Here is a 23170-nt window from a genome sequence, read left to right as displayed (position 1 = left end):
CCATGACCCGCCTGCATTTGTGCTGTGATTAATTCATCTCTATTCTGTCCGCCGACGCCATGGACTGGCTTGTCCCGTCCACACATTAGTTTCCGGAGTAACCGTAAATGAGCATTGACCTGACCGGCCTGTCAGCACGCGAGCTGGGCGCCCTGATCCGTACCGCCAAGAAGCAGCAGACCATCGTCGCCAAGCGCCGGCCGATCACCAAGGTCCGGGCCCAGCTGACCAAGCTGGCCAAGACCGAGGGTTACACCATCGAAGAACTGTTCGGCAGCGCCCCGGCCACGCGTGCCCGCAAGGCCGCTCCGGCCGCCAAGGCCCCGTCGAAGACCGCCGGCCGCAAGCTGGGCAAGGTTGCCCCGAAGTACCGCAACCCGGCCAACCCCAAGGAAACCTGGACCGGCCGTGGCAAGCAGCCGCGCTGGATGGCTGAGCTGACTGCCAAGGGCAACAAGAAGCCGGAAGATTTCCTGATCAAGAAGGCCTGAGGCCGGATCGGAATGCAATGGAAAACGCCGGCGAAAGCCGGCGCTTTTTGTTTGTAGAGCCGAGCCCACGCTCGGCTATCCATATCCGAAGCCGAGCATGGGCTCGGCTCTACAGAGTCTTGCGGGCGGGCATCAGCAGATTGCCGAACAGCAGGCCGGCCACCAGTGCCATCACCACGTTGAGCACGGTAAGGAACACGCTCTGGCCGGCGCCCACGTCCTGCTGCTGGACCAGGGTCAGCACGCCGCGCAGGCTGGTGCTGCCGGGCACCATCATGATGATGCCGGGCAGGCGGATGATCGCGCCCGGACGCCCGACCAGACGACCGAACAGATTGCCACCGGCGGTCAGCAGCATCGCCGACAGGAAGATGCCGGCCGGCGCGCCCCAGGCGTGGCCGCCAAACTTGGAGATCGCATAACCGGCCACCGAGGCGGCAATCACCCACGGATAGTCGCGACGATTGGCCTTGAACAGCATCGCGAACGCGAATGCCGCGGTCAGCAGCGAGCCCCACTCCACCCACGGCCCCTGCGGCCGAGCCGCGCGGATCACCGGGTCGAGGCCGAGCACGTCGGCCAGGGTCACCGCGATCATCGCGCCGACGCTGAGCTTCATGATGGTGGTCAGCGCGCCGGCAAAGCGCGCGGTGCCCGATACCCAGTGCTGGCTGGCCAGTTCGTTGACCGCATTGGTCAGCGACATGCCGGGCAGCAGCACTACCAGCGAGGCGATGATCACCGTGTTGAGGTTGAGCGCACCAATAAAGGACGCAACCAGGGTGGCGACCAGGCCGGCCAACAGCGCGGCCAGTGCCTCGGCGGCTTCGCGGGTGGCCGGGCGACGGTCGGTGACCATGCCGAGCAGGCCGATCATCAGGCCGATGACACCGGCGGTTGCAATGTCCAGCCACGGCAGCTTCCACATGCCGGCCACGCCAGCCGCGCCAAGGGTGAACGAGAGGATCGTGCGCAGCTTGCCGCGCCGGCCCGGATCCTTGTCCAGCTGGCGCAGCGCGGTGTGGCCCTGCGCGATGCTCATCCGGCCGTTGGCCACTTCTTCGGCAATATGGTCGGCGACGCTGAGCTTGTGCAGGTCGTTCTCGCCGGGCGCCAGGCGGATCACCCGGGTGATGTCACTGGAGCCGATCGCCTGCGCCGGATCGCTGAAGCTGAGGATGATGCCGGTGGGGTTCGACCACGGTTCACAATCCAGGTCGAGCTGGCGAGCCAGTGCCACCACCGCCGTTTCCAGGCGCTGGGCCGTGGTGCCATAGCTGTGCAGGCGTCCGGCGATCTCGGAAACGAAGGCCACCCGCTGCGCGTAGGTGGCCTGGGGCGTGGGGATCGTGTGAGCATCTGCGGACATGCGCCGTAGTATTACCTAGGCGGGGCCTGACCGGAGAAATTCATCCGAGTTCGACGCGATGGCCAATACAGAACGGTTATGCTGCGACCGGAATGGCCCAAGTGACCCCGAACCACGCCCCCCAGCTCGAACAGGACGCCCATGATCCGGGCGTGATCCGCCTGTCCGGCACCTGGACCTTGAAGACCGCGCTGGCCGCGGCCGAGGTCCTGCGTGGCGTTCCTGACACGCTGACCGGCATCGATGCCACCGCCATCGAGAAGATGGATTCGGCCGGCGTGCTGCAGGTGCTGCGCGTGGCCCATCGCGCCGACCTCGGCGAAGACGCACTGAAGTTCCGCGCGGATCACCAGGCGCTGGTGTGCACCATCGAGGAAGTCGCCGACGACCGGCCCAAGCCCAAGCGCGACTTCGGCGTGCTGGCGGCACTGGAGCGGCTGGGTGTCAGCGTCCATGCCACAGGCCACAACATCAAGGCGCTGTGCAGTTTCCTCGGCGAGAACCTGGTCAAGGCGGCCCGCCTGGTCAAGGAACCGCGCCGCTTCCGCCTTACCGCCACCGTGCACCAGATGGAGCAGGTCGGGCTGGATGCGGTGCCGCTGGTGGCACTGCTGTCCTACCTGGTCGGTGCGGTGATCGCCTTCCTCGGCTCGACCATCCTGCGCGACTTCGGCGCCGAGATCTACGTGGTCGAACTGGTCAACATCGCCTTCCTGCGCGAGTTCGCGGTGCTGCTGACCGCGATCGTGCTGGCCGGCCGTACCGCCAGCGCCTTCACCGCACAGATCGGCGCGATGAAGGCGCGCGAGGAAATCGATGCGATGCGCACGCTGGGCCTGGACCCGGTCGACCTGCTGGTGCTGCCTCGCTTGCTGGCGTTGCTGGTCACCCTGCCCCTGCTGACCTTCATCGCGATGATCGCCGGCCTGGCCGGCGGCGTCACCGTCGGTGCGTTCGACCTCGACATCCCGCCGCAGATGTACATCGCGCGCATGCACGAGACCATGGAGGTGCGGCACATGCTGGTCGGCCTGTCGAAGGCGCCGGTGTTCGCGCTGGTGATCGGCCTGATCGGCTGCCTGGAAGGCCTGAAGGTCGAAGGCACGGCACAGTCGGTAGGCGAACGCACTACTTCCAGCGTGGTGCAGACGATCTCGCTGGTGATCATCATCGACGCCTTCGCGGCGTTGTGGTTCATGCACATGGGCTGGTGACATGAGCACGCATCCGACGCCCGAAGACATTCCCATGCAGGACGACGACGGCCACGAGCTGGCCATCCGCGTGCGCGGCCTGGTCAACCGTTTCGGCAGCCAGACCGTGCACGAAGACCTGGACCTGGACGTGCGTCGCGGCGAGATCCTGGGCGTGGTCGGTGGCTCCGGCACCGGCAAGTCGGTGCTGATGCGCTCCATCCTGGGCCTGCGCACGCCCGACGAAGGCCAGATCGAAGTGCTGGGCCGCGACGCGCGTGCCGACGACGCCGAGAGCCGCCTGCACATCGAACGCAACACCGGCGTGCTGTTCCAGGACGGCGCACTGTTTTCATCACTGACCGTGGGCGAGAACGTGCAGGTGCCGCTGAAGGAACACCACCGCGAACTGCCCGAGCGCTGGCATTACGAGCTGGCACTGCTGAAGGTGAAGCTGGCCGGCCTGCCCGCCGACGCGATCAACAAGCTGCCCTCGCAGCTGTCCGGCGGCATGCGCAAGCGCGCCGGCCTGGCCCGGGCGCTGGCGCTGGACCCGCCGCTGCTGTTCCTGGACGAACCCACCGCCGGCCTCGACCCGATCGGCGCGGCCGCGTTCGACCGACTGATCAAGACCCTGCAGGAAGCGCTGGGGCTGACCGTGTTCCTGATCACCCACGACCTGGACACCCTGTACGCCATCTGCGACCGCGTGGCCGTGCTGGCCGACCGCAGGGTCGTTGCCAACGCCCCCCTCCCGGAAATCGAGAAACTGGATCATCCGTGGATCCAGGAATACTTCCACGGACCCCGCGCGCGCGCCGCGCGTGGCGAACAGATCGAGAGTGCCTGAGCCATGGAAACCAAAGCCAACTACGTGCTGATCGGCGCGTTCACCCTGATCACCGGCCTGGCCCTGCTGGCGTTCGGCCTGTGGGCGGCCAAGTACTCTTCCGACCGCACCTGGCAGGAATACCGCGTGGTGTTCCGCGAGGCGGTGACCGGCCTGTCGGTGGGCAGCCCGGTGCAGTACAACGGCATCGCGGTCGGGTCGATCGTCGAACTGAACCTGGTGCCGGACGACCCGCGCCAGGTGGTCGCACGCATCCGCCTGAACTCGACCACCCCGGTCAAGACCGATACCCGCGCCAAGCTGGCGATCACCAGCCTCACCGGCCCGTCGATCATCCAGCTCAGCGGCGGTACGCCGCAGTCGCCGGCGCTGACCACAGTCAACAAGGACCCGGCACCGATCATACCGACCACGCCGTCGGCGCTGCAGAACATCACCGATGTTGCCAACCGCATCGTCGAGCGCATGGACCAGATCCTCAGCGACCGCAATGTAGCCTCGATCAATGCAACGCTGGCCAACCTGGAGACCATCAGCGGTGGCCTGGCCGACCGCGACCAGGGTACCCAGGCGCTGCTGCTCAGCGCGCGCGATGCCGCCCGCAGCCTGGACACCACGCTGAAGACCACCAACGGCACCATCGAGCGCCTGGACAGGAACCTGGTGCAGCAGCTGCCGGGCATCATCGACAAGCTCGATGCCACCCTGGCCAAGCTCGACTCGGCCGCCGGCAACGCCGATTCGATCCTTGGCGAGAACCGCGCCGCGATCAACAGCTTCGCCAATGATGGCCTCGGCCAGCTCGGCCCGACGCTGACCGAGCTGCGCGGCCTGATCCGCGACCTGCGCCGGGTCAGCGATCGCCTCGAGAACAACCCCGCGCGCTACCTGCTGGGCCGCGACGCACCGAAGGAGTTCGAACCCAAATGAGCCCGCCCCCCCTTCCGCGCCTGCTGCTGGCCGCTTCAATGGTCGCCCTGCTGGGCGGCTGCTCCATTCTTGGCAGCAGCGAGAAAACCGCGGTGACGCTGTACTCGCCCTCGGTGCAGGTGAAGGCCGACCCGGCGTGGCCACAGGCCAGCTGGCAGCTGGTACTGGCCAAGCCGAGCGCCGCGCGCCTGGTCGACAGCCCGCGCATCAATGTGCGGCCGACGCCTTCGCAGATGGAGATCTACAAGGGCGCCAGCTGGGCACAGCCGGCCACCGACATGATCGAGGACACCCTGCTGCGCGGCTTCGAGGATTCCGGGCGCATCCGCGGCGTGGCGCGCAGCACCGCCGGCATCCGTGCCGACTACAAGCTGTCCACCGACGTGCGCCGCTTCGAATCGGATTACCAGGGCCAGGCCACGCCGACCGTGGTGATCGAGGTCAACGCCAAGCTGATCCACGTCGCCGACCAGCGCGTGGTGGCCGACCGTACGTTCCGCCAGGCGCAGCCGGTCGGCAGCACCGACGTACCGGCGGTGACTGCGGCGTTCGAACGTGGCCTGCAGCAGCTGGCGCAGGATGTGGTGGGGTGGACACTGGTGAGCGGGCAGGCCGACCAGCCTAACGTCGCGCGCTGATCGATCAGCGCGGCGCAATCCAGCGGAACGTCAGGTTGATCCGCTCACCCTGCACCCGCGCCATCTTCGGAAGCGCGTGCTGGTAGAACCTCTGCGTCTGCCCCGCCATTACCAGCAGATCGCCATGGCCGAGCAGGTACTCGGCCTTGCGCGCCGGATCATCGCGCCGGCGCAGCAGGAATCGACGCCATGCGCCCAGACTCAGCGACGCAATCACCGGGGCCGGACCCAACTCCGGCTCGTCATCGCTGTGCCATCCCATGTAGTCGCCGCCGCCGCGATAGCGGTTCAGCAGCACGCTGTTGAAGCGGCCGAAGCCATCGTCCTGCAGGCGCTCGCGCATGCCCTGCAGGGACGGCGGCCACGGGTGCGGCACGAATTCTGCCCCCGAGTAGCGATAGCGCGCCTGCGGATCACCTATCCAGCAGCTCAACCGTGGCGAATCCACCCAGCTGCCGAACATGCGGATGCGATGCACCTCCCACGGCACGCCGGCTTGCAGATCGCGCTGCAAGGCATCGGCCTCGGCGGGAGACAGCCAGGCCGGGAGGTGGCGGACGTCGGCATCGGGAAGGTCGTGGGGGAACAGCATGGGCGCCCCAAGGGAAAGGGGGGGCGACCGAAGGCCGCCCCGGAACGTCAGCGGCGCGCGAACGCCACGCCCGTTTTTTCCTTCAGTTCGTCATTGCTGACACCCGGCGCCGCTTCCACCAGCACCAGACCAGCATCGGTGACGTCGAACACGGCCAGGTCGGTGATGATGCGGTCGACCACGCCGACGCCGGTCAGCGGCAGCGTGCATTCGGCCAGGATCTTGTGCTCGCCGTTCTTGGCGGTTTGCTCCATCAGTACCACCACGCGCTGCACGCCGGCGACCAGGTCCATCGCGCCGCCCATGCCCTTGACCATCTTGCCGGGCACCATCCAGTTGGCCAGGTCGCCCTTGTCGGTGACCTGCATGGCGCCGAGGATGGCCAGGTTGACGTGGCCACCGCGGATCATCGCGAAGCTGTCGTGGCTGCCGAAGTAGCTGGCGCCCGCACGTGCGGTGACCGTCTGCTTGCCGGCGTTGATCAGGTCGGCGTCGACCTCGGCGTCGGTCGGGAACGGGCCAATGCCGAGCAGGCCGTTCTCCGACTGCAGCCACACATCCACGCCGTCGGGAATGTGGTTGGCGACCAGGGTCGGCAGGCCGATGCCAAGGTTCACGTAGGCGCCATCGGTCAGTTCCTGGGCGGCACGGGCCGCCATTTCATCGCGGGTCCACGCCATGTCAGTTGCCCTCCGCGCGGATGGTGCGCTGTTCGATTCGCTTCTCAGGATGCGCGTTGTGCACGATGCGGTGCACATAGATGCCCGGCAGGTGAACCTGGTCCGGATCAATCGCACCGACCGGCACCACGTCCTCCACTTCCACGATGCAGACCTTGCCGGCCATCGCGCAGGCCGGGTTGAAGTTGCGCGCGGTCTTGCGGAACACCAGGTTGCCAGCCTCGTCGGCCTTCCAGGCCTTGACCAGCGCCACGTCGGCGCGCAGCGCAGTTTCCATCACGTAGTGCTTGCCGTCGAACTCGCGGGTCTCCTTGCCCTCGGCCACCACCGTACCGTAGCCGGTGGCAGTGAAGAACGCCGGAATACCTGCGCCACCGGCACGCAGCCGCTCGGCCAGGGTGCCCTGCGGGTTGAACTCCAGCTCGAGCTCGCCGGCCAGGAACTGCCGTTCGAACTCCTTGTTCTCGCCCACGTAGGACGAAATCATCTTCTTGATCTGCCGCGTTTCCAGCAGCTGGCCCAGGCCGAAACCATCGACGCCGGCATTGTTGGAGATCACGGTCAGGCCCTTGACGCCACTGTCGCGCAGCGCCGCGATCAATGCCTCGGGAATGCCACACAGGCCGAAGCCGCCCACGGCCAGCGTCTGGCCATCGGCGACCACCCCTTGCAGGGCCTCCGCCGCACTGGCGAAACGCTTGCTGCGCTTGCCGGTGGAAGTCGATTGCTGCATTGCTGTACTACCCTGCACGTTGAGGATGACCGCATTCTAGCTGGAGGGCGGCGAAGGGCCTGGATGCGCCGCAGCATTGCACGGGCATCGCACAGGGTTCCGTAGAATGCCGGGTTCCCCTGCCAATGGCCGGCCCCGTGCCCGCCCCACCCTCGTTGATGGCCCATACCTACACCGAAGAAGACCTGCTCCGCTGGCTGGAAGGCCGGACGCTGGAAATGAGCGACCATGGCCTGTCGGAAGTCCATAGCATGCGTCTGTTCGGTGACATTCTGGTCGCTGAGGTAAAGATCCCGGCCAAGTACTCCTACCGGGTGGAGATCGACCTGGCCGCCAGTCTTCGCCATCCGCGCAGCCTGCTGCGCAACCGGTGTTCCTGCCCGCTCGGCCACGACTGCATGCACGTGGCGGCTGTGCTGGCGCAGATGCTGCAGCAGATCGACCATACGCCCCCCATGCCCGACGACAGCAGCACGCTGCCAACGCTGCTGATCCGTTCGATGACCCCCGTCCTGCGCCTGCATACGGTCGAGTTCCGTCCGCCGTGGCTCGGCCCACGCGACCCTTCGCAATGGGCCGATATCGCCACCGTGGCCTTCGAATACGACGAGCACGTGCGGTTCCTGGATGATCCGAGCCTGTTCGCACACGATCCGGAGGGCCAGCTTGCGCTGCTGCCCCGCGACCTGGCCGAGGAATCACGGCGCGAGGCCGAGCTGCGCACGGTGGGGCTGCACCGCGACACGGCGCCGCGGGCGCCATTGGAGGGCGCAGGACCTCAGTTCCAGCTGCGCACCCATGACTGGACACGGTTCCTGCTGGACGACGTACCGCGCCTGGAAGCCTTGGGCTGGAAGGTGGAGACGGACGACGATTTCCGCCATCGCATCACCCGGGTGGATGAGATCGACCTGGACATCCAGGCGGACCCGGCGGATGCGGGCTGGTTCAACCTGGGCCTGGACATCCAGGTGGAAGGCCGCAACGTGTCGATGGTTCCGCTGCTGCAGCAGGTGCTGCAGTCCGATCCCCGATGGATGCGTGGCCAGCTGGACGCCATCGGCGACGATGAGAACATCCTGTTGACGACGGGCGACAACGCGCGCCTGGCATTGCGGGCCGCACGACTGAAACCGATCATGGCCCTGTTGGCGGACCTGTTCGCCCAGCGTGGCGCGCCGCTGCGCCTGTCTGCGCTTGACCGTGGCCGCCTGCAGGCGCTGCAGGACACGGCGCGCCTTCAGTTCCGGGGGCGCAAGGACACCCAGGCACTGGTGCAGCGGCTGATGCAGGCACCCGCAGTGGGCGAAGTGCCGCCGCCGGCAGGGCTGGTGGCAACGCTGCGTGCCTATCAGCGCGAAGGCCTGTCGTGGCTGCAGTACCTGCGCCAGCAGGGCCTGGGGGGCGTACTGGCCGATGACATGGGCCTGGGCAAAACCGTGCAGACGCTGGCGCATGTGCTGGTCGAGAAGGAAGCCGGTCGCCTGGACCGTCCGGCGCTGCTGGTGGTGCCCACTTCGCTGCTGCACAACTGGCAGAGCGAAGCGGCACGCTTCACCCCGGGCCTGCGCGTGCTGACCCTGCACGGGCCGGCACGTGAAACGCTGTTCGAGGCGATTCCCGGGCACGACCTTGTACTGACCACCTATCCTCTGCTGTGGCGCGACGAGCAGGCGCTGCAGGCACATACCTACCATCTGCTGATTCTGGATGAAGCCCAGCAGGTGAAGAATCCGAAGTCACGCGCGGCCATCACCCTGCGCACGCTGCAGGCGCGCCACCGGCTGTGCCTGACCGGCACGCCGCTGGAAAACCACCTGGGCGAACTGTGGACGCAGTTCGACTTCCTGCTGCCCGGCCTGCTAGGCAGCGAGAAACAGTTCAACCAGCATTGGCGCCATCCGATCGAACGTGGCAGCGACCACCGCCGCGCCACCTTGCTGGCGCAACGGCTGCGTCCGTTCATACTGCGCCGGCGCAAGGACCAGGTGGCGTCAGAGCTTCCGCCCAAGACCGTCATTACCCGCGCGGTGGAAATGGAGAGCGGCCAGCGTGATCTCTATGAAACCGTGCGCGCAGCGATGGAAAAGCAGGTGCGCGAAGCCATCAGCGGCACCGGGCTGGCGCGCAGCCACATCGTGGTACTGGATGCGTTGCTGAAGCTGCGCCAGGTCTGCTGCGATCCGCGCCTGCTGCCTGGTGATGCGCCGGCGCGCAATGCGGGCTCAGCCAAGCTGGACCTGCTGCGCGAGATGCTGCCGTCGATGGTCGAGGAAGGCCGGCGCATCCTGCTGTTCTCGCAGTTCACCGGCATGCTCGCGCTGATCGCGCAGGCACTGGATCAGCTGGGCTTGGCCTATGTGACCCTGACCGGCGACACCCGGGACCGGGCCACGCCGGTGCAGCGCTTCATGCAGGGCGAGGTGCCGGTATTCCTGATCAGCCTGAGGGCAGGTGGCGTCGGGTTGAACCTGACCGCCGCCGATACCGTCATCCACTTCGACCCGTGGTGGAATCCGGCGGCCGAAAACCAGGCCAGCGATCGCGCCCATCGCATCGGCCAGCAGCAGCCGGTGTTCGTTTACCGGCTGATCGCCGCAGGCAGCATCGAAGAACGGATTGCCGAGCTGCAGGAGCGCAAGGCCACGCTGGCCGACTCGATTCTCGAAGGCGGCGGCGCTACGGGGCCACGCTTCAGCGAAGAAGACGTGCAGGCGCTGCTGGCGCCGTTGCCGGGCCTGCCCGGCAAGCGTTTGCGCAAAGCGGGCAAGCGGTCGACACGAAGCTGACCTCCGGACGCCAGTCAGGTGGCGTTCCCCGATGGAAACGATTCCCATACATGACTGGGACTACAATTGGGGACTGAGCTCACAAAGGAACTGATCGATGCCCCTGCCCGCCTTCAAGGCCTACGATATCCGCGGCCGTGTGCCGGAAGAACTGAACGAAGACCTGGCCCGCCGCATCGGCGTCGCCTTGGCCGCGCAGCTCGCTCCCGGTCCAGTGGTCCTCGGCCACGATGTGCGCCTGACCAGCCCGGCGCTGCAGGATTCACTGGCCACCGGCCTGCGTGGTACCGGGCGCGAGGTGATCGACATCGGCCTGTGCGGCACGGAAGAAGTCTATTTCCAGACCGACCATCTGGGCGCGGCAGGCGGCGTGATGGTCACCGCCAGCCACAACCCGATGGATTACAACGGCATGAAGCTGGTCAAGGAGAATGCCCGGCCGATCAGCTCCGATACCGGCCTGTTCGCGATTTCCGATGCGGTTGCCGCCGATACGTCCGCGGCGCAACCGCCGCGTGCCGCGCAGAGCGCCCGGCACGACAAGAGCGCGTACATCCAGCACCTGCTGAGCTATGTCGACGCCGGCAAGCTGCGGCCGCTGAAGCTGGTGGTCAACGCCGGTAACGGCGGCGCCGGTGCCATCGTCGACCTGCTGGCACCGCACCTGCCGTTCGAGTTCATCCGCATCTGCCACGAACCGGACGGCAGCTTCCCCAACGGCATTCCCAACCCGCTTCTGCCGGAGAACCGCGCCGCCACTGCCGACGCGGTGCGCGAACACGGCGCGGATTTCGGCATTGCCTGGGATGGTGACTTCGACCGTTGCTTCTTCTTCGACCATACCGGCCGTTTCATCGAGGGCTACTACCTGGTGGGCCTGCTGGCCAAGGCGATCCTGGCGCGTAACCCGGGCGGCAAGGTCGTGCATGACCCGCGCCTGGTCTGGAACACCGTGGACATGGTCGAGCAGGCCGGCGGTGTACCGGTGCAGTGCAAGAGCGGCCACGCCTTCATCAAGGAAAAGATGCGCGCCGAGGATGCAGTGTATGGCGGCGAGATGAGCGCCCATCACTACTTCCGCGAATTCGCCTATGCCGACTCCGGCATGATCCCGTGGCTGCTGATCGCCCAGCTGATTTCCGAAAGCGGCCGCTCGCTGGCCGACTGGGTCGAAGACCGCATGGCGGCCTATCCGTGCAGTGGCGAGATCAACTTCAAGGTGGCCGATGCCAAGGCCGCTGTGGCCCGCGTCATGGCGCACTTCGCGGCGCAAGCGCCGGTACTGGACCACACCGACGGCATCAGTGCCGACTTCGGCGACTGGCGCTTCAACCTGCGCAGCTCCAACACCGAGCCGCTGCTGCGCCTGAACGTTGAAGCCCGCGGCGACGCAGGGCTGATGCAGGCCCGCACTGATGAAATTTCCCACCTCCTTCAGCAGTAACCAAGGACGACCATGAGCATCATCCAGCCCGTCATTCTGTCCGGTGGCTCCGGCACCCGCCTGTGGCCGCTGTCGCGCGAGTCCTACCCCAAGCAGTTCCTGCCGTTGGCCAGCGAGCTGACGATGCTGCAGGCCACCTGGCAGCGCGTCGCTCCCATCGCCGCGCATGGCCCGCTGGTGATCGCCAACGAGGAGCACCGCTTCGTCGCTGCCGAGCAGCTGCAGCAGGTCGGCGCCGAGCCGGCTGGCATCATCCTGGAGCCGGTGGGCCGCAATACGGCGCCGGCGATCGCGGTCGCAGCCCTGGAGGCCACCCGCGACGGCGCCGATGCGCTGCTGCTGGTGCTGCCCTCGGACCATGTGATCACCGATGAAGCCGCCTTCCGCAGCGCCGTGCAGGCCGCCGCCAGTGCCGCCGAAACCGGCAAGCTGGTGACCTTCGGCATCGTCCCGACCGGTCCGGAAACCGGCTACGGCTATATCAAGGCCGCCGATGGCCAGGGCCTGCGTGCGGTCGAGCGCTTTGTCGAAAAGCCCGACCTTGAGACCGCCACCGGTTACGTCAGCAGCGGCCAGTATTACTGGAACAGCGGCATGTTCCTGTTCAAGGCCTCGCGCTACCTGCAGGAACTTGAGCACGTCCAGCCCGACATGCTGGCCGGCAGCCGCCAGGCCTGGCAGCAGGCCCGTCGCGATTCGGATTTCACCCGTCTGGACAAGGACGCCTTCGCTGCGGTTCCTTCCGACTCCATCGACTACGCGGTGATGGAAAAAACCGCAGACGCCGTGGTGATTCCGCTGGACGCCGGCTGGAACGATGTCGGCTCGTGGACGGCGCTGCGCGATGTCTCGCAGCAGGACGGCGATGGCAACGCCCACCAGGGCGATGTGATCGCCATCGACTGCCGCAACACCTATGCCTATGCACAGCGCCTGGTGGCGCTGGTCGGCCTGGATGACGTGATTGTCGTCGAGACCGACGACGCGGTGCTGGTCGGCAAAGCCGACCGCATGCAGGAGGTCAAGACCGTGGTGGCACAGCTGAAGGCCGAAGGCCGCAGCGAGGCCACCTGGCATCGCAAGGTCTATCGCCCGTGGGGCGCCTACGATTCGATCGACAACGGCGAGCGCTTCCAGGTCAAGCGCATCACGGTCAAGCCCGGTGGCACGCTCAGCCTGCAGATGCACCACCATCGCGCCGAGCACTGGATCGTGGTCAGCGGCACCGCCGAGGTGACCCGTGGCGATGAAGTGATCCTGCTCAGCGAGAACCAGAGCACCTACATTCCGCTGGGCGTGACCCACCGCCTGCGCAACCCCGGAAAACTGCCGCTGGAACTGATCGAAGTACAGTCGGGCAGCTACCTGGGCGAGGATGACATCGTGCGCTTCGAGGATACCTACGGGCGCAGTTGAGGTGGGTTGCCAATCCTGCAACCGGCCAAGGGCGTTACAGAGAAAAGCCAGGGTCAATGACCCTGGCTTTTTCGTTGATCAGTTGCAAAGTGAGACCACTAAGGGTGTGTCAGGCTGACAACCGAAAAAGCGACACTATTGGCACCGGTAGTCTTTGCTCATCTGACTGTCTCGGAATGGATCAGTAAGCGCATCGGTGTACTGACCCATCAACAGCCTATGAGTCGGCAGCAGATTCTTCCTGTAGAAACGACTGAAAGATGCCAACCTCTCACCGCGCTCCGTCAACTTCACACAACCGCGCTGGATCTCGATGGTGCCGGACTGCAACTGCTCCGTCAGGCGCACTTCTACCAGGTGGTGCTCTCGCACGTACTCATCCGTAAAAACTTCACGGAACGCATCCTCCCGGATCCCTCCCCCTCGCTGCTGCAACTTCTCAAGAATGTAAAACGACAGCGAACGATCAATGACGGTCGGCACTGAAATTGCGAACAAGTACCCGCCAAGCAACCAGATTGTAGCGAGCTGAATCAACTCGAGCTTGCTGAATTCACTGAACCATTTGAATAAATGAAGCGTGCCAAACACGAGTACCAATGCGATCGCCGCATCAAGCACGCTGGCATAGAAAACTACGTTGACCCGGAAGTACCGCATATGGATGTAGTACGTGAGCAGCAGCGCAACAATGAAGACGGCAGTTGCCAAACCTGCCCGCAAGTACTTGTTCATTTGAACACCAAAAGTTTATTCGCTATGAAACTGAAAGCCATCTGCACCGCAGTTGCTATGAGAAATCCAATGCGATAGTCGTATCCCAATCGATCTGCCCAGATGTACATCACTAGGGCATGCAACGCTGCTATCGCAACATACACGACCAGGAACAGCGAGCCCTGCTTGAGCAGACTGCCCTGCTGACCGTGGAAGACGAAATAGCGATTACCGACGAAGGAGACAGCGATACCGAAAACTGCGGCTATCGCATTGGCAATGCCCGCGACAGGAATCTGGAGAACTTCAATATTGAAATGCAGCACCCCATAGTGCACGACCGTAGCTACGACTCCGTTGATGACGTAGCGAACGAACTGGCCGGACAACAGTCGCTCACTGCCGGCCGGCATACTGAATCTCTGCAACGAACTCCCGGTAGCTCCCTGCAACCAAGACGCCCCCGCTACGGATCATGCCCGAAAGCATCAGAATGATCAGCGTCAACGCAGCGGTCTGCAGAAACACCAGCAAGAGGATTCCAAACGCAAGAGAAAACCAACCCGGAGTCGCGAACCCGAGAGCTTTAAGGAGCAGAGCAAGAACGCCACCGCAGACCGATAGTCCTGCAACCAGTGTGCACGCAATACCCACACGCACGAGCACGTCCTCCGCAAAGACCATCAGCGCACGGAAGCCATGCAATGCCAAACCGACGAAATTCATCTTGCTGCGGCCCGCATAACGCGGCCCCCGATCCAGCGAGCAGGTCTGCACCCGCAACTTCGACCCCAGCACAGCAGCAGCGACGTGAGTCCACAACTCCTGCATCGAGGCCAGTCGACGGACTGCAGGCATCTTGGCTGCCATGAAGTTGCCAAAACTGATCCGGCGCCCACTGAGAAGCGAGAACAGCATCTTGTATACAACATAGAAAGCCTTGAACTTCAAGGATTCCACTCGACTTTTCCGACTCGCGACGACCACATCCACCTCGGGCGAATCCAGCGCTGAAACCAGCTCGGTCATGCTTTCCGGCGTATCTTCGCCATCGGAATCCATGGCAACTACAACCACATCATCCCCGAAGTGCTCGGCTACATAACTAAGACCAATTGCGATCGCGCGTTGATGCCCTACATTGCGGCGCAACTTGATCACCACACCATCAAGGGCCGCAGCCCGAATTGCCGAAACATCAAGGGGCTGACGCACGGATCCGTCATCGACAGCCACGATGTAGGTGTCGAGCCCCTGCGTTCGGGCAATCTCAAGGAACAACTTGGATGACGCTTCCAAGTCCTCGTACACGGGCATCACCACGACCTTGCGCATCAGTTCTTCCTCATGCCTGCAGGCGGTGACGGAAATATGCGATGGTTTCCTTCAGGCCATCCTCAAGACAGACCTTCGGCTCCCAGTCGAACGTTGACTTTGCAAGACTGATGTCGGGCTGACGCTGTTTCGGATCGTCCGAAGGCAACGGGCGGAACTCGATGGTCGAGTGCCCGCCGACAAGGCGCAGAACCGTCTCAGCCAGCTCCAGCATCGTAAATTCGCCGGGATTGCCGATGTTGACTGGACCAGTGAAATCGGCGGGGGAATCCATCAGACGCAACATCCCCTCCACCAGGTCATCGACATAGCAGAAGCTACGGGTCTGTGTACCATCGCCGTAGATCGTAATAGGCTCACCTTTGAGCGCCTGTACAATGAAATTGCTCACCACCCGCCCATCACTTGGATGCATGCGCGGGCCATAGGTATTGAAGATCCGCATCACCTTGATCTCCAACTGATGTTGACGCCAGTAGTCGAAGAACAAGGTCTCCGCACAGCGCTTGCCCTCGTCATAACAGCTGCGGATGCCGATCGGGTTCACGCGTCCCCAGTAGCCTTCGACCTGCGGATGGATCTCGGGATCACCGTAGACCTCGCTGGTACTTGCCTGGAGGATGCGCGCCCCAACACGCTTGGCCAGGCCAAGCATGTTGATGGCTCCGTGGACACTGGTCTTGGTGGTCTGCACCGGATCGTACTGATAATGCACGGGCGAGGCGGGGCAAGCCAGGTTGAAGATGCGGTCCACTTCGACATACAGGGGAAATGTGACGTCGTGTCGCATCAACTCAAAGCGGGGATGGTCCAGCAGACCCTGAACATTGGCCTTGCTTCCGGTGTAGAAATTGTCCACGCAGAGAACATCGTGCCCAGCCTCGATCAGCCGATCGCAAAGGTGGGAACCGAGGAAACCGGCACCACCGGTAACCAGAATGCGTTTTTGCTCTTCAAGTTTCAAAGCTGACCTCGGCATTTTGAAGTTGCGACCATGGAGGCGAATGGGACTGTACACATGGATAGGCACAGACTGATCGCGGTGATTGTATGCGAAAACAAGGAGTCGCCTCCGGCAAACCGAGCGTACTCCCCACACCTCAGCCGTTGGCCGGTACCAGCTCAGTCATCACCCGCTTCAGGCCATCCTGCCAGGCCGGCAGCACGATGCCGAAATCCTGCTGCAGCTTGCGGTTGTCCAGCACCGACCAGGCCGGACGTTTGGCCGGGGTCGGATACTCGGAACTGGGAATCGCCTCGACCGACGGCGCCTTCGACAGCACGCCCGAAGACAGAGCCTCCGCGAAGATCGCCTCGGCAAAACCGTGCCAGCTGGTCTGGCCACTGGCGGTCAGGTGCCAGGTACCGGACAACGGATCCGGATACTGCAGCGCCTGCGCAGTGACATCGGCGATCAGCGCGGCCGGGGTCGGCGTGCCGATCTGGTCGGCCACCACACGCAGCTGGTCGCGCTCGGCGCCCACCCGCAACATCGTGCGCAGGAAATTGGCACCGTGCGAGGCATACACCCACGCCGTGCGGAAGATCAGGTGACGACCACCGGCGGCGCGCACGGCGTCTTCGCCATCCCGCTTGCTGGTGCCATAGACGCCCAGCGGCGCGGTCGCTTCGTCTTCGCGGTAGGGCGCACTGCCCTGACCGTCGAACACGTAGTCGGTGGAGTAATGCACGAAGGGCACGCCATGCGCCGCGCACCAGCGCGCGATCACACCCGGTGCCTGCGAGTTGGCCGCGAACGCGGCCTCGGCGTCCTGTTCGGCGCGATCCACCGCCGTGTAGGCCGCGGCATTGACCACCACCGACGGCCGCAGCCGGTCCAGCAGGGCTGTCAGGCTGTCAGGCTGGCCGAAATCAGCGGTTTCACAGGGGCTGCCATCAGGCAGGACGCCGCTACGGGTGGTTGCAACCACCTTGCCCAGGGGCGCCAGCGCGCGCAGCAGCTCCTGGCCGACCTGGCCGTTGCCGCCAAAGACCAGCACGGTCATGGCGCGTAAACCGGCAGGCGGTCTTCGGCAATGTCCTTCAGGAAGAGCGCGTTCTCGTCCTTGGCCGACAGCGTCGGTGCACTGACCGGCCAGTCCACGGCGATATCCGCATCGTTCCAGCGCACGCCTGCATCGAAGTCCTTCAGGTAGACCTCGGTGCACAGATAGCTGAACACCGCGCGCTCGGACAGTACAGCAAAGCCGTGGGCGAAGCCTTCCGGAATCCAGAACTGCTTCTTGTTCTCCGCGCTCAGCACCACCGCTTCCCACTGGCCGAAGGTCGGCGAGCCGCGGCGGATGTCCACGGCCACGTCATAGACCTCGCCTTCCAGCACGCTGACCAGCTTGCCCTGCGGGCGCGGCCACTGGTAATGCAGGCCACGCAGCACGCCCTGCGCCGAGGTGGACACGTTGCTCTGCACGAAACGATCCGGCAGGCCCAGCGCGGCGAAACGCTCGGCATTCCAGGTTTCAAAGAAATAACCGCGGGCATCGCCGAACACGGCCGGCTCGATCACCACGCAGCCGGGCAACTTGGTTTCAATTACTTTCACGGAACGACTCCACGCTGGGCGAGCGTGTGCAGGTACTGGCCGTAGCCATTCTTGATCAGCGGCGCGGCGAGTGCCTCCAGCTGTTCGGCGGTGATCCAGCCCTGGCCAAACGCGATTTCTTCCGGGCAGCAGACCTGCAGGCCCTGGCGGGTCTGGATGGTCTCGATGAAGTTGGAGGCTTCCAGCAGCGACTGGTGTGTGCCGGTATCCAGCCACGCATAGCCACGGCCGAGCGCTTCCAGGTGAAGATTGCCTTCTTCCAGGTAGCGCTTGTTGAGATCGGTGATCTCCAGCTCACCACGCGGCGACGGCTTCAGTTCGGCCGCGTAATCGCTGGCCTTGCCATCATAGAAGTACAGGCCGGTCACCGCATAGTTGGAGCGCGGCTTCTCCGGCTTCTCCACCAGATCGATCACCTTGCCGCTCTGGTCGAACTCGGCCACGCCGTAGCGCTCCGGATCATTCACCCAGTAGCCGAACACGGTCGAGCCGTGCACGCGGTCGTCTGCACGCTTGAGCACCTCGCGCAGGCCGTGGCCGTGGAAGATGTTGTCGCCCAGCACCAGGCAGCTCGGCTTGCCGGCGACGAAGTCGCGGCCGATCAGGTAGGCCTGGGCCAGGCCATCCGGACTCGGCTGCACCGCGTACTGGATGTCCATGCCCCATTGCGAACCGTCGCCCAGCAGCTGCTGGAACAGCGCCTGTTCGTGCGGAGTATTGATGATCAACACTTCGCGGATGCCCGCCAGCATCAGCACGCTGAGCGGGTAGTAGATCATCGGCTTGTCGTACACCGGCAACAGCTGCTTGCTGACGCCCTTGGTGATCGGATACAGCCGGGTGCCGGAACCGCCGGCCAGGATGATGCCCTTACGTTGCGTCATGTTATCTCCCGGCCTCAGGCGGCAGTGCCGATGCGCTGCAGGCGGTAGCTGCCATCCAGCACGCCGTTGACCCATTCCTGGTTGTCCAGGTACCAGTCGACGGTGAACGTGATGCCCTGCTCGAAGGTGTAGGCCGGTTCCCAGCCCAGGTCGTTCTTCAGCTTGGAGGCATCGATCGCATAGCGGCGGTCATGGCCGGGGCGGTCGGTGACGTAGGTGATCTGGCTGCTGCGCGGCTGTCCATCCGCGCGCGGGCGGCGCTGGTCCAGCAGCGCACAGATGGCCTGCACCACTTCGATGTTCTGCTTTTCCGAGTTGCCGCCGACGTTGTAGGTCTCGCCGACCTGGCCCTTGGCCAGCACGGTGCGGATCGCTTCGCAGTGGTCGGACACGAACAGCCAGTCGCGCACCTGCTTGCCATCGCCGTACACCGGCAGCGGCTCGCCAGCCAGCGCCTTGGCGATCACCAGCGGGATCAGCTTCTCGGGGAAGTGGTACGGGCCGTAGTTGTTGGAGCAGTTGGTGGTCAGTACCGGCAGCCCGTAGGTGTGGTGGAAGGCACGGACCAGGTGGTCCGAAGCGGCCTTCGACGCCGAGTACGGCGAATTCGGGGCGTACGGTGTGGTTTCGCTGAACTTGCCGGTCTCGCCCAGAGTGCCGTACACCTCGTCGGTGGACACGTGCAGGAAGCGGAAGGCCGCGCCCTGTTCGGCCGGCAGCGCCTTCCAGTAGTCACGGACCGCTTCCAGCAGGCCCAGGGTGCCCACCACATTGGTCTGGATGAAGGCACCGGGACCGTCGATGGAGCGGTCAACGTGGCTTTCGGCGGCGAAGTTCACCACGGCATCCGGCCGGTGTTCGGCCAGCAGGTTCGCGACCAGGGCCTGGTCGCCGATATCGCCCTGCACGAACAGGTGGTTGGGGTTGCCGTCCAGGCTGGACAGGGTCTTCAGGTTGCCGGCGTAGGTCAGCACATCGAGGTTGATGACCTTGACGCCGCGCGCGACGGCCTCGAGAACGAAGTTACCGCCAATGAATCCGGCGCCGCCGGTGACAAGCCATGTGGGCACTACCTGTTCTCCTGATCGAAATTCATCCAAGGAGCGCCCACGGGCGCCCCAGCACAGCGTGACAGGATACATCCCGATGGCCTTCACGATCGCCTGCGTGACGTGAACACGCGCTCGCGGAGGTGCTTTTTTGCCGCGCCGCAACATAACCATACGCATTCGCATGGTCACCCCAAGCCAGCTAGAATCGGGGTCCCACCCCCGAACCGGTTGCTGTTCCAGGACCGGACGTTCTCCCTGTTACTGAAGGACCCCGTACCAGATGAAAATCCTCGTCGCGTACAAGCGCGTGGTGGACTACAACGTCCGCATTCAGGTCAAGCCGGACGGTTCCGGCGTGGTCACCGACGGCGTCAAGCTGTCCCCCAACCCCTTCGATGAAATCGCCCTGGAAGAAGCCTTGCGCCTGCGCGACAAGGGCATCGCCAGCGAAGTCGTGGTTGCCACCATCGCCCCGGCCGACGCCCAGGCGCACCTGCGCAACGGCCTGGCCATGGGCGCCAACCGCGCCATCCATGTCGTCACCGACCAGGCCATCCAGCCGCTGACCGCGTCGCGCACCCTGCTCAAGCTGATCGAGAAGGAACAGCCGGACCTGGTGATCCTCGGCAAGCAGGCCATTGACGACGACGCCAACCAGACCGGCCAGATGCTGGCCACGCTGTGGGGCCGCCCGCAGGCGACCTTCGCCAGCAAGCTGGAGATTGCCGACGGCAAGGCCACGGTGACCCGTGAAGTCGACGCCGGTCTGGAAACACTGGAAGTGGATCTGCCGGCCGTGGTCACCACCGACCTGCGCCTGAACGAGCCGCGCTTCATCAAGCTGCCGGACATCATGAAGGCCAAGGCCAAGCCGCTGGAGACCCTGCAGCTGGCCGATCTGGGCGTTGAAGCCGCCGACACCTTCAAGACCACCCAGTACGCCGCGCCGTCCAAGCGCAGCAAGGGTGTGATGGTCAAGGACGCGGCCGAACTGGTTGCCGCACTCAAGCAGAAGGGGCTGCTGTAATGAGCAGGATTCTCGTCATCGCCGAACACCACGACGGCAAGCTCAACGCCGCCACCGCCAAGACCGTCAGCGCCGCCGCTGCCATCAGCGGTGCCAGCATCGATGTGGTGGTGCTGGCCGCCGATCCGGCCGCCGTCGCCGCTGAAGCCGCGAAGATCGCCGGCGTCGCCAAGGTCCTGACCGTGGCCAACGCCGCCAACGCGCAGGCCATCGCCCAGGTGCTGGCGCCGCAGATCGCGCAGCTGGCCAAGGGCTACACCCACGTGTTCGGCCCGTCGACCACCTTCGGCAAGGACCTGATGCCGTGTGTGGCCGCCCTGCTCGGCGTCAACCAGGTCTCCGACCTGATGACCGTCGAAGGCAGCCGCACCTTCAAGCGCCCGATCTACGCCGGCAATGCGATCATCACCGTGGAAGCCCCAGCCGACCAGATCGTGGTTGCCACCGTGCGTGCCGCGTCGTGGCCGGAAGCCGCCCAGGGCGGCAGCGCCGCCATTGAAGCGGCGAGCGTCGACGCCGCGCTGCCAACCCACACGCGCTTCGTCGGCCTGGCCGCCGGTGCCAGCGACCGTCCGGACCTGCAGAGCGCCAAGCGCGTGGTTTCCGGTGGTCGTGGTGTCGGTTCGGAAGAGAACTTCAAGGTCATCTTCCAGCTGGCTGACAAGCTCGGTGCCGCCGTCGGTGCCTCGCGCGCTGCGGTCGATGCCGGCTACGTGCCCAGCGACCTGCAGGTTGGCCAGACCGGCAAGATCATCGCGCCGGAACTGTACGTGGCTGTGGGTATCAGCGGTGCCATCCAGCACCTGACCGGCATCAAGGATGCCGGCACGATTGTCGCGATCAACAAGGACGGCGATGCGCCGATCTTCGAGATCGCCGATATCGGCCTGGTGGGGGATCTGTTTGCGATCCTGCCGGAGCTGGAAAAGGCACTAAGCTGATGCTTTGGGCAGGGCACCCCCAGGGTGCCCTGCTTCCAGCAGATTCAGTTGTCTCCGAACAGGTCCCGGGTATAGACCTTGTCTGAGACGTCATCAAGTTCGGAAGACATACGATTGCTGATGATCACATCGGCCTCGCGCTTGAAGAGAGCCAGATCATTGACGACTCTCGACCGGAAGAATTCTGGATCCGGGCAGTTCGGTTCATGGACAATTACCTCTACTCCCTTGCTCTTTATGCGCTTCATCACGCCTTGGATGCTTGAAGAGCGGAAGTTGTCTGAACCGCTTTTCATGATCAGACGGTAGACGCCAACAACCTTGGGCTTGCGCTTGAGGATCTGCTCGGCAATGAAATCCTTTCGCGTGGTATTGGATTCAACAATCGCGCGGATCAGATTCTGAGGAACGCTGCTGTAGTTCGCCAACAACTGCTTTGTGTCCTTCGGAAGGCAGTAGCCGCCGTATCCGAAAGAAGGGTTGTTGTAGTGTCCACCAATGCGTGGATCCAGGCTTACGCCCCGGATGATCTGCTTGCTATCCAGCCCGTGGCTGACAGCATAACTATCCAGTTCATTGAAGTACGATACCCGCATGGCCAGGTAGGTGTTGGCAAAAAGCTTGATTGCCTCCGCTTCGGTTGGATCAGTAAACAGGATGGGAACATCCTTCTTGATCGCCGCATCGCTCAGTAGGGCCGCAAATATCTCCGCGCGCTCGGACTTCTCGCCAACGATGATCCGAGAAGGATGCAGATTGTCATGTAGAGCACGCCCTTCTCGCAGGAACTCTGGCGAGAAAATGATGTTCCGGGTCCCGAACTTGGCTCGCACACTCTCCACGTAACCAACCGGAATGGTGGACTTGATGACCATGGTAGCCTCAGGAGCAATCTGTAGCACCTGAGAAATCACCGATTCGATCGACGAAGTGTTGAAGTAATTTGTTTCGGGGTCGTAATCGGTAGGCGTGGAAATGATGACGAATGCTGCTCCAGCATACGCATCGACCGGATCCAGTGTCGCCCGGAAATCAAGCCCGCCGCCCTGCAATGCGGCCTCGAGCTCAGGGTCGGCAATCGGAGACACGCCTCTGTTGAGCAACTTGACTTTTTCTTCAACGACATCGACAGCAACAACTTCATGCTGGCGAGCAAGAAGCACACCATTGGACAATCCCACGTAACCCGTACCCGCAACCGCAATCTTCACAATAGTCTCTCTATCAGTATTGCCAAGCATCACATGACCACGAGCATCCTAGGCACTCTCATGCCTTCGTCGTGGAACCAGAAGACCAACTCCTGAACCAAGCTTACTTCAAGCATGTAGTGATCGGGAGGCGCCTCAGCGTTGAAGGAAACATCTACCGCCTTCCCGGGCGATAGCTCAAGCGAAAGATCCTTGCGTGCGTCCCAACCCGGCGGCGCGCAATTACCTTCAACAGGCACCCAGCGCCAAGAAAGCCGAACATTTCACCCTTCAGTCTCGATGGTTTTCAAGATCGAATCTGAACCATTTCTTATCCGA

General features: G+C 64.0%; 23 protein-coding genes. 10 read left to right on the top strand and 13 right to left on the bottom strand.

All coding sequences use genetic code 11. The annotated features are described in order from the left end of the window. Positions 1-107: 107 nt before the first annotated feature. Positions 108-491 (top strand): H-NS histone family protein, encoded by a 384-nt coding sequence (locus ROV95_RS05825; RefSeq protein ID WP_010480700.1) that lies wholly within the window; start codon positions 108-110, stop codon positions 489-491. Between the two features lie 109 nt (positions 492-600). Here the strand turns inward: ROV95_RS05825 and ROV95_RS05820 are convergent, their stop codons facing one another. Beyond that, a complete protein-coding gene (locus ROV95_RS05820) occupies positions 601-1860 on the bottom strand; it encodes a threonine/serine exporter family protein (protein ID WP_019660983.1) in 1260 nt (419 codons plus the stop codon). A 92-nt stretch (positions 1861-1952) separates the two neighbouring features. On the opposite strand from ROV95_RS05820, the gene ROV95_RS05815 reads away from it, so the two are divergent. From ROV95_RS05815 to ROV95_RS05800, 4 genes are read left to right on the top strand one after another with little or no spacing between them, the layout of a single operon-like run. Then, positions 1953-3074: an ABC transporter permease gene (locus ROV95_RS05815; RefSeq protein WP_019660982.1), complete on the top strand. Its 1122-nt coding sequence runs from the start codon at positions 1953-1955 to the stop codon at positions 3072-3074. Position 3075: 1 nt separating this feature from the next. After that, a complete protein-coding gene (locus tag ROV95_RS05810) occupies positions 3076-3903 on the top strand; it encodes an ABC transporter ATP-binding protein (protein WP_021202702.1) in 828 nt (275 codons plus the stop codon). 3 nt (positions 3904-3906) lie between these two features. Continuing rightward, positions 3907-4833, top strand: coding sequence for an MlaD family protein (locus tag ROV95_RS05805; RefSeq protein WP_019660980.1), 927 nt, complete (start codon positions 3907-3909; stop codon positions 4831-4833). Beyond that, on the top strand, positions 4830-5471 hold the full coding sequence (locus ROV95_RS05800; protein WP_021202701.1) for an ABC-type transport auxiliary lipoprotein family protein: 642 nt from the start codon (positions 4830-4832) through the stop codon (positions 5469-5471). Before ROV95_RS05805 ends, ROV95_RS05800 begins: the two co-directional genes overlap by 4 nt. 4 nt (positions 5472-5475) lie before the next feature. Here the strand turns inward: ROV95_RS05800 and ROV95_RS05795 are convergent, their stop codons facing one another. The 3 genes from ROV95_RS05795 to ROV95_RS05785 are packed head-to-tail and all read right to left on the bottom strand — an operon-like array spanning position 5476 to position 7476. Continuing rightward, on the bottom strand, positions 5476-6063 hold the full coding sequence (locus tag ROV95_RS05795; protein WP_312543465.1) for an alpha-ketoglutarate-dependent dioxygenase AlkB: 588 nt from the start codon (positions 6061-6063) through the stop codon (positions 5476-5478). 47 nt (positions 6064-6110) lie between these two features. After that, on the bottom strand, positions 6111-6743 hold the full coding sequence (locus ROV95_RS05790; protein WP_312543464.1) for a CoA transferase subunit B: 633 nt from the start codon (positions 6741-6743) through the stop codon (positions 6111-6113). A 1-nt stretch (position 6744) separates the two neighbouring features. Further along, the gene (locus ROV95_RS05785) at positions 6745-7476 is read right to left on the bottom strand and encodes a CoA transferase subunit A (protein ID WP_088611005.1); all 732 of its coding nucleotides are present in this window, start codon (positions 7474-7476) and stop codon (positions 6745-6747) included. 158 nt (positions 7477-7634) lie between these two features. Here ROV95_RS05785 and ROV95_RS05780 point away from each other — a divergent pair, with 158 nt between their 5' ends. The 3 genes from ROV95_RS05780 (at position 7635) to ROV95_RS05770 (ending at position 13125) form a co-directional block, all read left to right on the top strand. Beyond that, positions 7635-10265: a DEAD/DEAH box helicase gene (locus tag ROV95_RS05780; RefSeq protein WP_312543827.1), complete on the top strand. Its 2631-nt coding sequence runs from the start codon at positions 7635-7637 to the stop codon at positions 10263-10265. A gap of 97 nt (positions 10266-10362) precedes the next feature. Beyond that, positions 10363-11709: a phosphomannomutase gene (locus ROV95_RS05775; protein ID WP_088611007.1), complete on the top strand. Its 1347-nt coding sequence runs from the start codon at positions 10363-10365 to the stop codon at positions 11707-11709. Positions 11710-11721: 12 nt separating this feature from the next. Beyond that, positions 11722-13125, top strand: a complete 1404-nt coding sequence (locus ROV95_RS05770; RefSeq protein ID WP_312543461.1) for a mannose-1-phosphate guanylyltransferase/mannose-6-phosphate isomerase — start codon at positions 11722-11724, stop codon at positions 13123-13125. A gap of 135 nt (positions 13126-13260) precedes the next feature. On the opposite strand, the gene ROV95_RS05765 is transcribed toward ROV95_RS05770, so the two are convergent. The 8 genes from ROV95_RS05765 to rfbB all read right to left on the bottom strand — a co-directional run bounded on the left by ROV95_RS05765 (position 13261) and on the right by rfbB (position 19691). Further along, a complete protein-coding gene (locus ROV95_RS05765; protein ID WP_049410539.1) occupies positions 13261-13860 on the bottom strand; it encodes a hypothetical protein in 600 nt (199 codons plus the stop codon). Continuing rightward, positions 13857-14231: a GtrA family protein gene (locus ROV95_RS05760; RefSeq protein WP_225792004.1), complete on the bottom strand. Its 375-nt coding sequence runs from the start codon at positions 14229-14231 to the stop codon at positions 13857-13859. The genes ROV95_RS05765 and ROV95_RS05760 overlap by 4 nt, the downstream gene beginning before the upstream one ends. Positions 14232-14238: 7 nt before the next feature. After that, on the bottom strand, positions 14239-15177 hold the full coding sequence (locus ROV95_RS05755; protein ID WP_049410534.1) for a glycosyltransferase: 939 nt from the start codon (positions 15175-15177) through the stop codon (positions 14239-14241). A gap of 10 nt (positions 15178-15187) precedes the next feature. Next, a complete protein-coding gene (locus ROV95_RS05750) occupies positions 15188-16141 on the bottom strand; it encodes a UDP-glucuronic acid decarboxylase family protein (RefSeq protein ID WP_312543459.1) in 954 nt (317 codons plus the stop codon). A gap of 136 nt (positions 16142-16277) precedes the next feature. Continuing rightward, positions 16278-17183: a dTDP-4-dehydrorhamnose reductase gene (gene rfbD, locus ROV95_RS05745; protein ID WP_049410530.1), complete on the bottom strand. Its 906-nt coding sequence runs from the start codon at positions 17181-17183 to the stop codon at positions 16278-16280. Further along, the gene (gene rfbC / locus ROV95_RS05740; RefSeq protein ID WP_049410527.1) at positions 17180-17737 is read right to left on the bottom strand and encodes a dTDP-4-dehydrorhamnose 3,5-epimerase; all 558 of its coding nucleotides are present in this window, start codon (positions 17735-17737) and stop codon (positions 17180-17182) included. Before rfbC ends, rfbD begins: the two co-directional genes overlap by 4 nt. Continuing rightward, complete coding sequence (rfbA, locus tag ROV95_RS05735; RefSeq protein ID WP_312543455.1) at positions 17734-18621, bottom strand: glucose-1-phosphate thymidylyltransferase RfbA; 888 nt, start codon at positions 18619-18621, stop codon at positions 17734-17736. The genes rfbC and rfbA overlap by 4 nt, the downstream gene beginning before the upstream one ends. A 14-nt stretch (positions 18622-18635) precedes the next feature. Next, positions 18636-19691 carry a dTDP-glucose 4,6-dehydratase gene (gene rfbB / locus ROV95_RS05730; RefSeq protein ID WP_010480669.1) on the bottom strand — a complete coding sequence of 352 codons (1056 nt, stop codon included), beginning with the start codon at positions 19689-19691 and terminating at the stop codon, positions 18636-18638. Positions 19692-19953: 262 nt separating this feature from the next. Between rfbB and ROV95_RS05725 the strand changes: the two genes are divergently transcribed. Together ROV95_RS05725 and ROV95_RS05720 are read left to right on the top strand one after the other, a co-directional pair. Beyond that, a complete protein-coding gene (locus ROV95_RS05725; RefSeq protein WP_012509979.1) occupies positions 19954-20700 on the top strand; it encodes an electron transfer flavoprotein subunit beta/FixA family protein in 747 nt (248 codons plus the stop codon). Beyond that, complete coding sequence (locus tag ROV95_RS05720) at positions 20700-21641, top strand: electron transfer flavoprotein subunit alpha/FixB family protein (RefSeq protein WP_312543454.1); 942 nt, start codon at positions 20700-20702, stop codon at positions 21639-21641. Before ROV95_RS05725 ends, ROV95_RS05720 begins: the two co-directional genes overlap by 1 nt. A gap of 44 nt (positions 21642-21685) precedes the next feature. Here ROV95_RS05720 and ROV95_RS05715 read toward each other — a convergent pair whose 3' ends face one another. Next, entirely contained in the window at positions 21686-22852 is a 1167-nt protein-coding gene (locus tag ROV95_RS05715; protein ID WP_049410588.1) for a nucleotide sugar dehydrogenase, read from the bottom strand. Positions 22853-23170: the final 318 nt, after the last annotated feature.

Origin of the sequence: Stenotrophomonas maltophilia group sp. msm1 (assembly GCF_032025805.1) — a bacterium.
Taxonomy (GTDB): Bacteria; Pseudomonadota; Gammaproteobacteria; order Xanthomonadales; family Xanthomonadaceae; genus Stenotrophomonas; species Stenotrophomonas hibiscicola.
This window is presented reverse-complemented; position numbering and strand designations above follow the sequence as displayed.

What these genes read in the sequence shown, in the direction of transcription:
- ROV95_RS05790 (WP_312543464.1), bottom strand. Translation starts at nt 6,743, where the DNA reads ATGGCGTGGACCCGCGATGAAATGGCGGCCCGTGCCGCCCAGGAACTG.
- ROV95_RS05795 (WP_312543465.1), bottom strand. Translation starts at nt 6,063, where the DNA reads ATGCTGTTCCCCCACGACCTTCCCGATGCCGACGTCCGCCACCTCCCG.
- ROV95_RS05785 (WP_088611005.1), bottom strand. Translation starts at nt 7,476, where the DNA reads ATGCAGCAATCGACTTCCACCGGCAAGCGCAGCAAGCGTTTCGCCAGT.
- ROV95_RS05810 (WP_021202702.1), top strand. Translation starts at nt 3,076, where the DNA reads ATGAGCACGCATCCGACGCCCGAAGACATTCCCATGCAGGACGACGAC.
- ROV95_RS05755 (WP_049410534.1), bottom strand. Translation starts at nt 15,177, where the DNA reads ATGCGCAAGGTCGTGGTGATGCCCGTGTACGAGGACTTGGAAGCGTCA.
- rfbD (WP_049410530.1), bottom strand. Translation starts at nt 17,183, where the DNA reads ATGACCGTGCTGGTCTTTGGCGGCAACGGCCAGGTCGGCCAGGAGCTG.
- ROV95_RS05775 (WP_088611007.1), top strand. Translation starts at nt 10,363, where the DNA reads ATGCCCCTGCCCGCCTTCAAGGCCTACGATATCCGCGGCCGTGTGCCG.
- ROV95_RS05725 (WP_012509979.1), top strand. Translation starts at nt 19,954, where the DNA reads ATGAAAATCCTCGTCGCGTACAAGCGCGTGGTGGACTACAACGTCCGC.
- ROV95_RS05820 (WP_019660983.1), bottom strand. Translation starts at nt 1,860, where the DNA reads ATGTCCGCAGATGCTCACACGATCCCCACGCCCCAGGCCACCTACGCG.
- ROV95_RS05720 (WP_312543454.1), top strand. Translation starts at nt 20,700, where the DNA reads ATGAGCAGGATTCTCGTCATCGCCGAACACCACGACGGCAAGCTCAAC.
- ROV95_RS05770 (WP_312543461.1), top strand. Translation starts at nt 11,722, where the DNA reads ATGAGCATCATCCAGCCCGTCATTCTGTCCGGTGGCTCCGGCACCCGC.
- ROV95_RS05815 (WP_019660982.1), top strand. Translation starts at nt 1,953, where the DNA reads ATGGCCCAAGTGACCCCGAACCACGCCCCCCAGCTCGAACAGGACGCC.
- ROV95_RS05800 (WP_021202701.1), top strand. Translation starts at nt 4,830, where the DNA reads ATGAGCCCGCCCCCCCTTCCGCGCCTGCTGCTGGCCGCTTCAATGGTC.
- ROV95_RS05780 (WP_312543827.1), top strand. Translation starts at nt 7,635, where the DNA reads ATGGCCCATACCTACACCGAAGAAGACCTGCTCCGCTGGCTGGAAGGC.
- ROV95_RS05805 (WP_019660980.1), top strand. Translation starts at nt 3,907, where the DNA reads ATGGAAACCAAAGCCAACTACGTGCTGATCGGCGCGTTCACCCTGATC.
- ROV95_RS05765 (WP_049410539.1), bottom strand. Translation starts at nt 13,860, where the DNA reads ATGAACAAGTACTTGCGGGCAGGTTTGGCAACTGCCGTCTTCATTGTT.
- ROV95_RS05825 (WP_010480700.1), top strand. Translation starts at nt 108, where the DNA reads ATGAGCATTGACCTGACCGGCCTGTCAGCACGCGAGCTGGGCGCCCTG.
- rfbA (WP_312543455.1), bottom strand. Translation starts at nt 18,621, where the DNA reads ATGACGCAACGTAAGGGCATCATCCTGGCCGGCGGTTCCGGCACCCGG.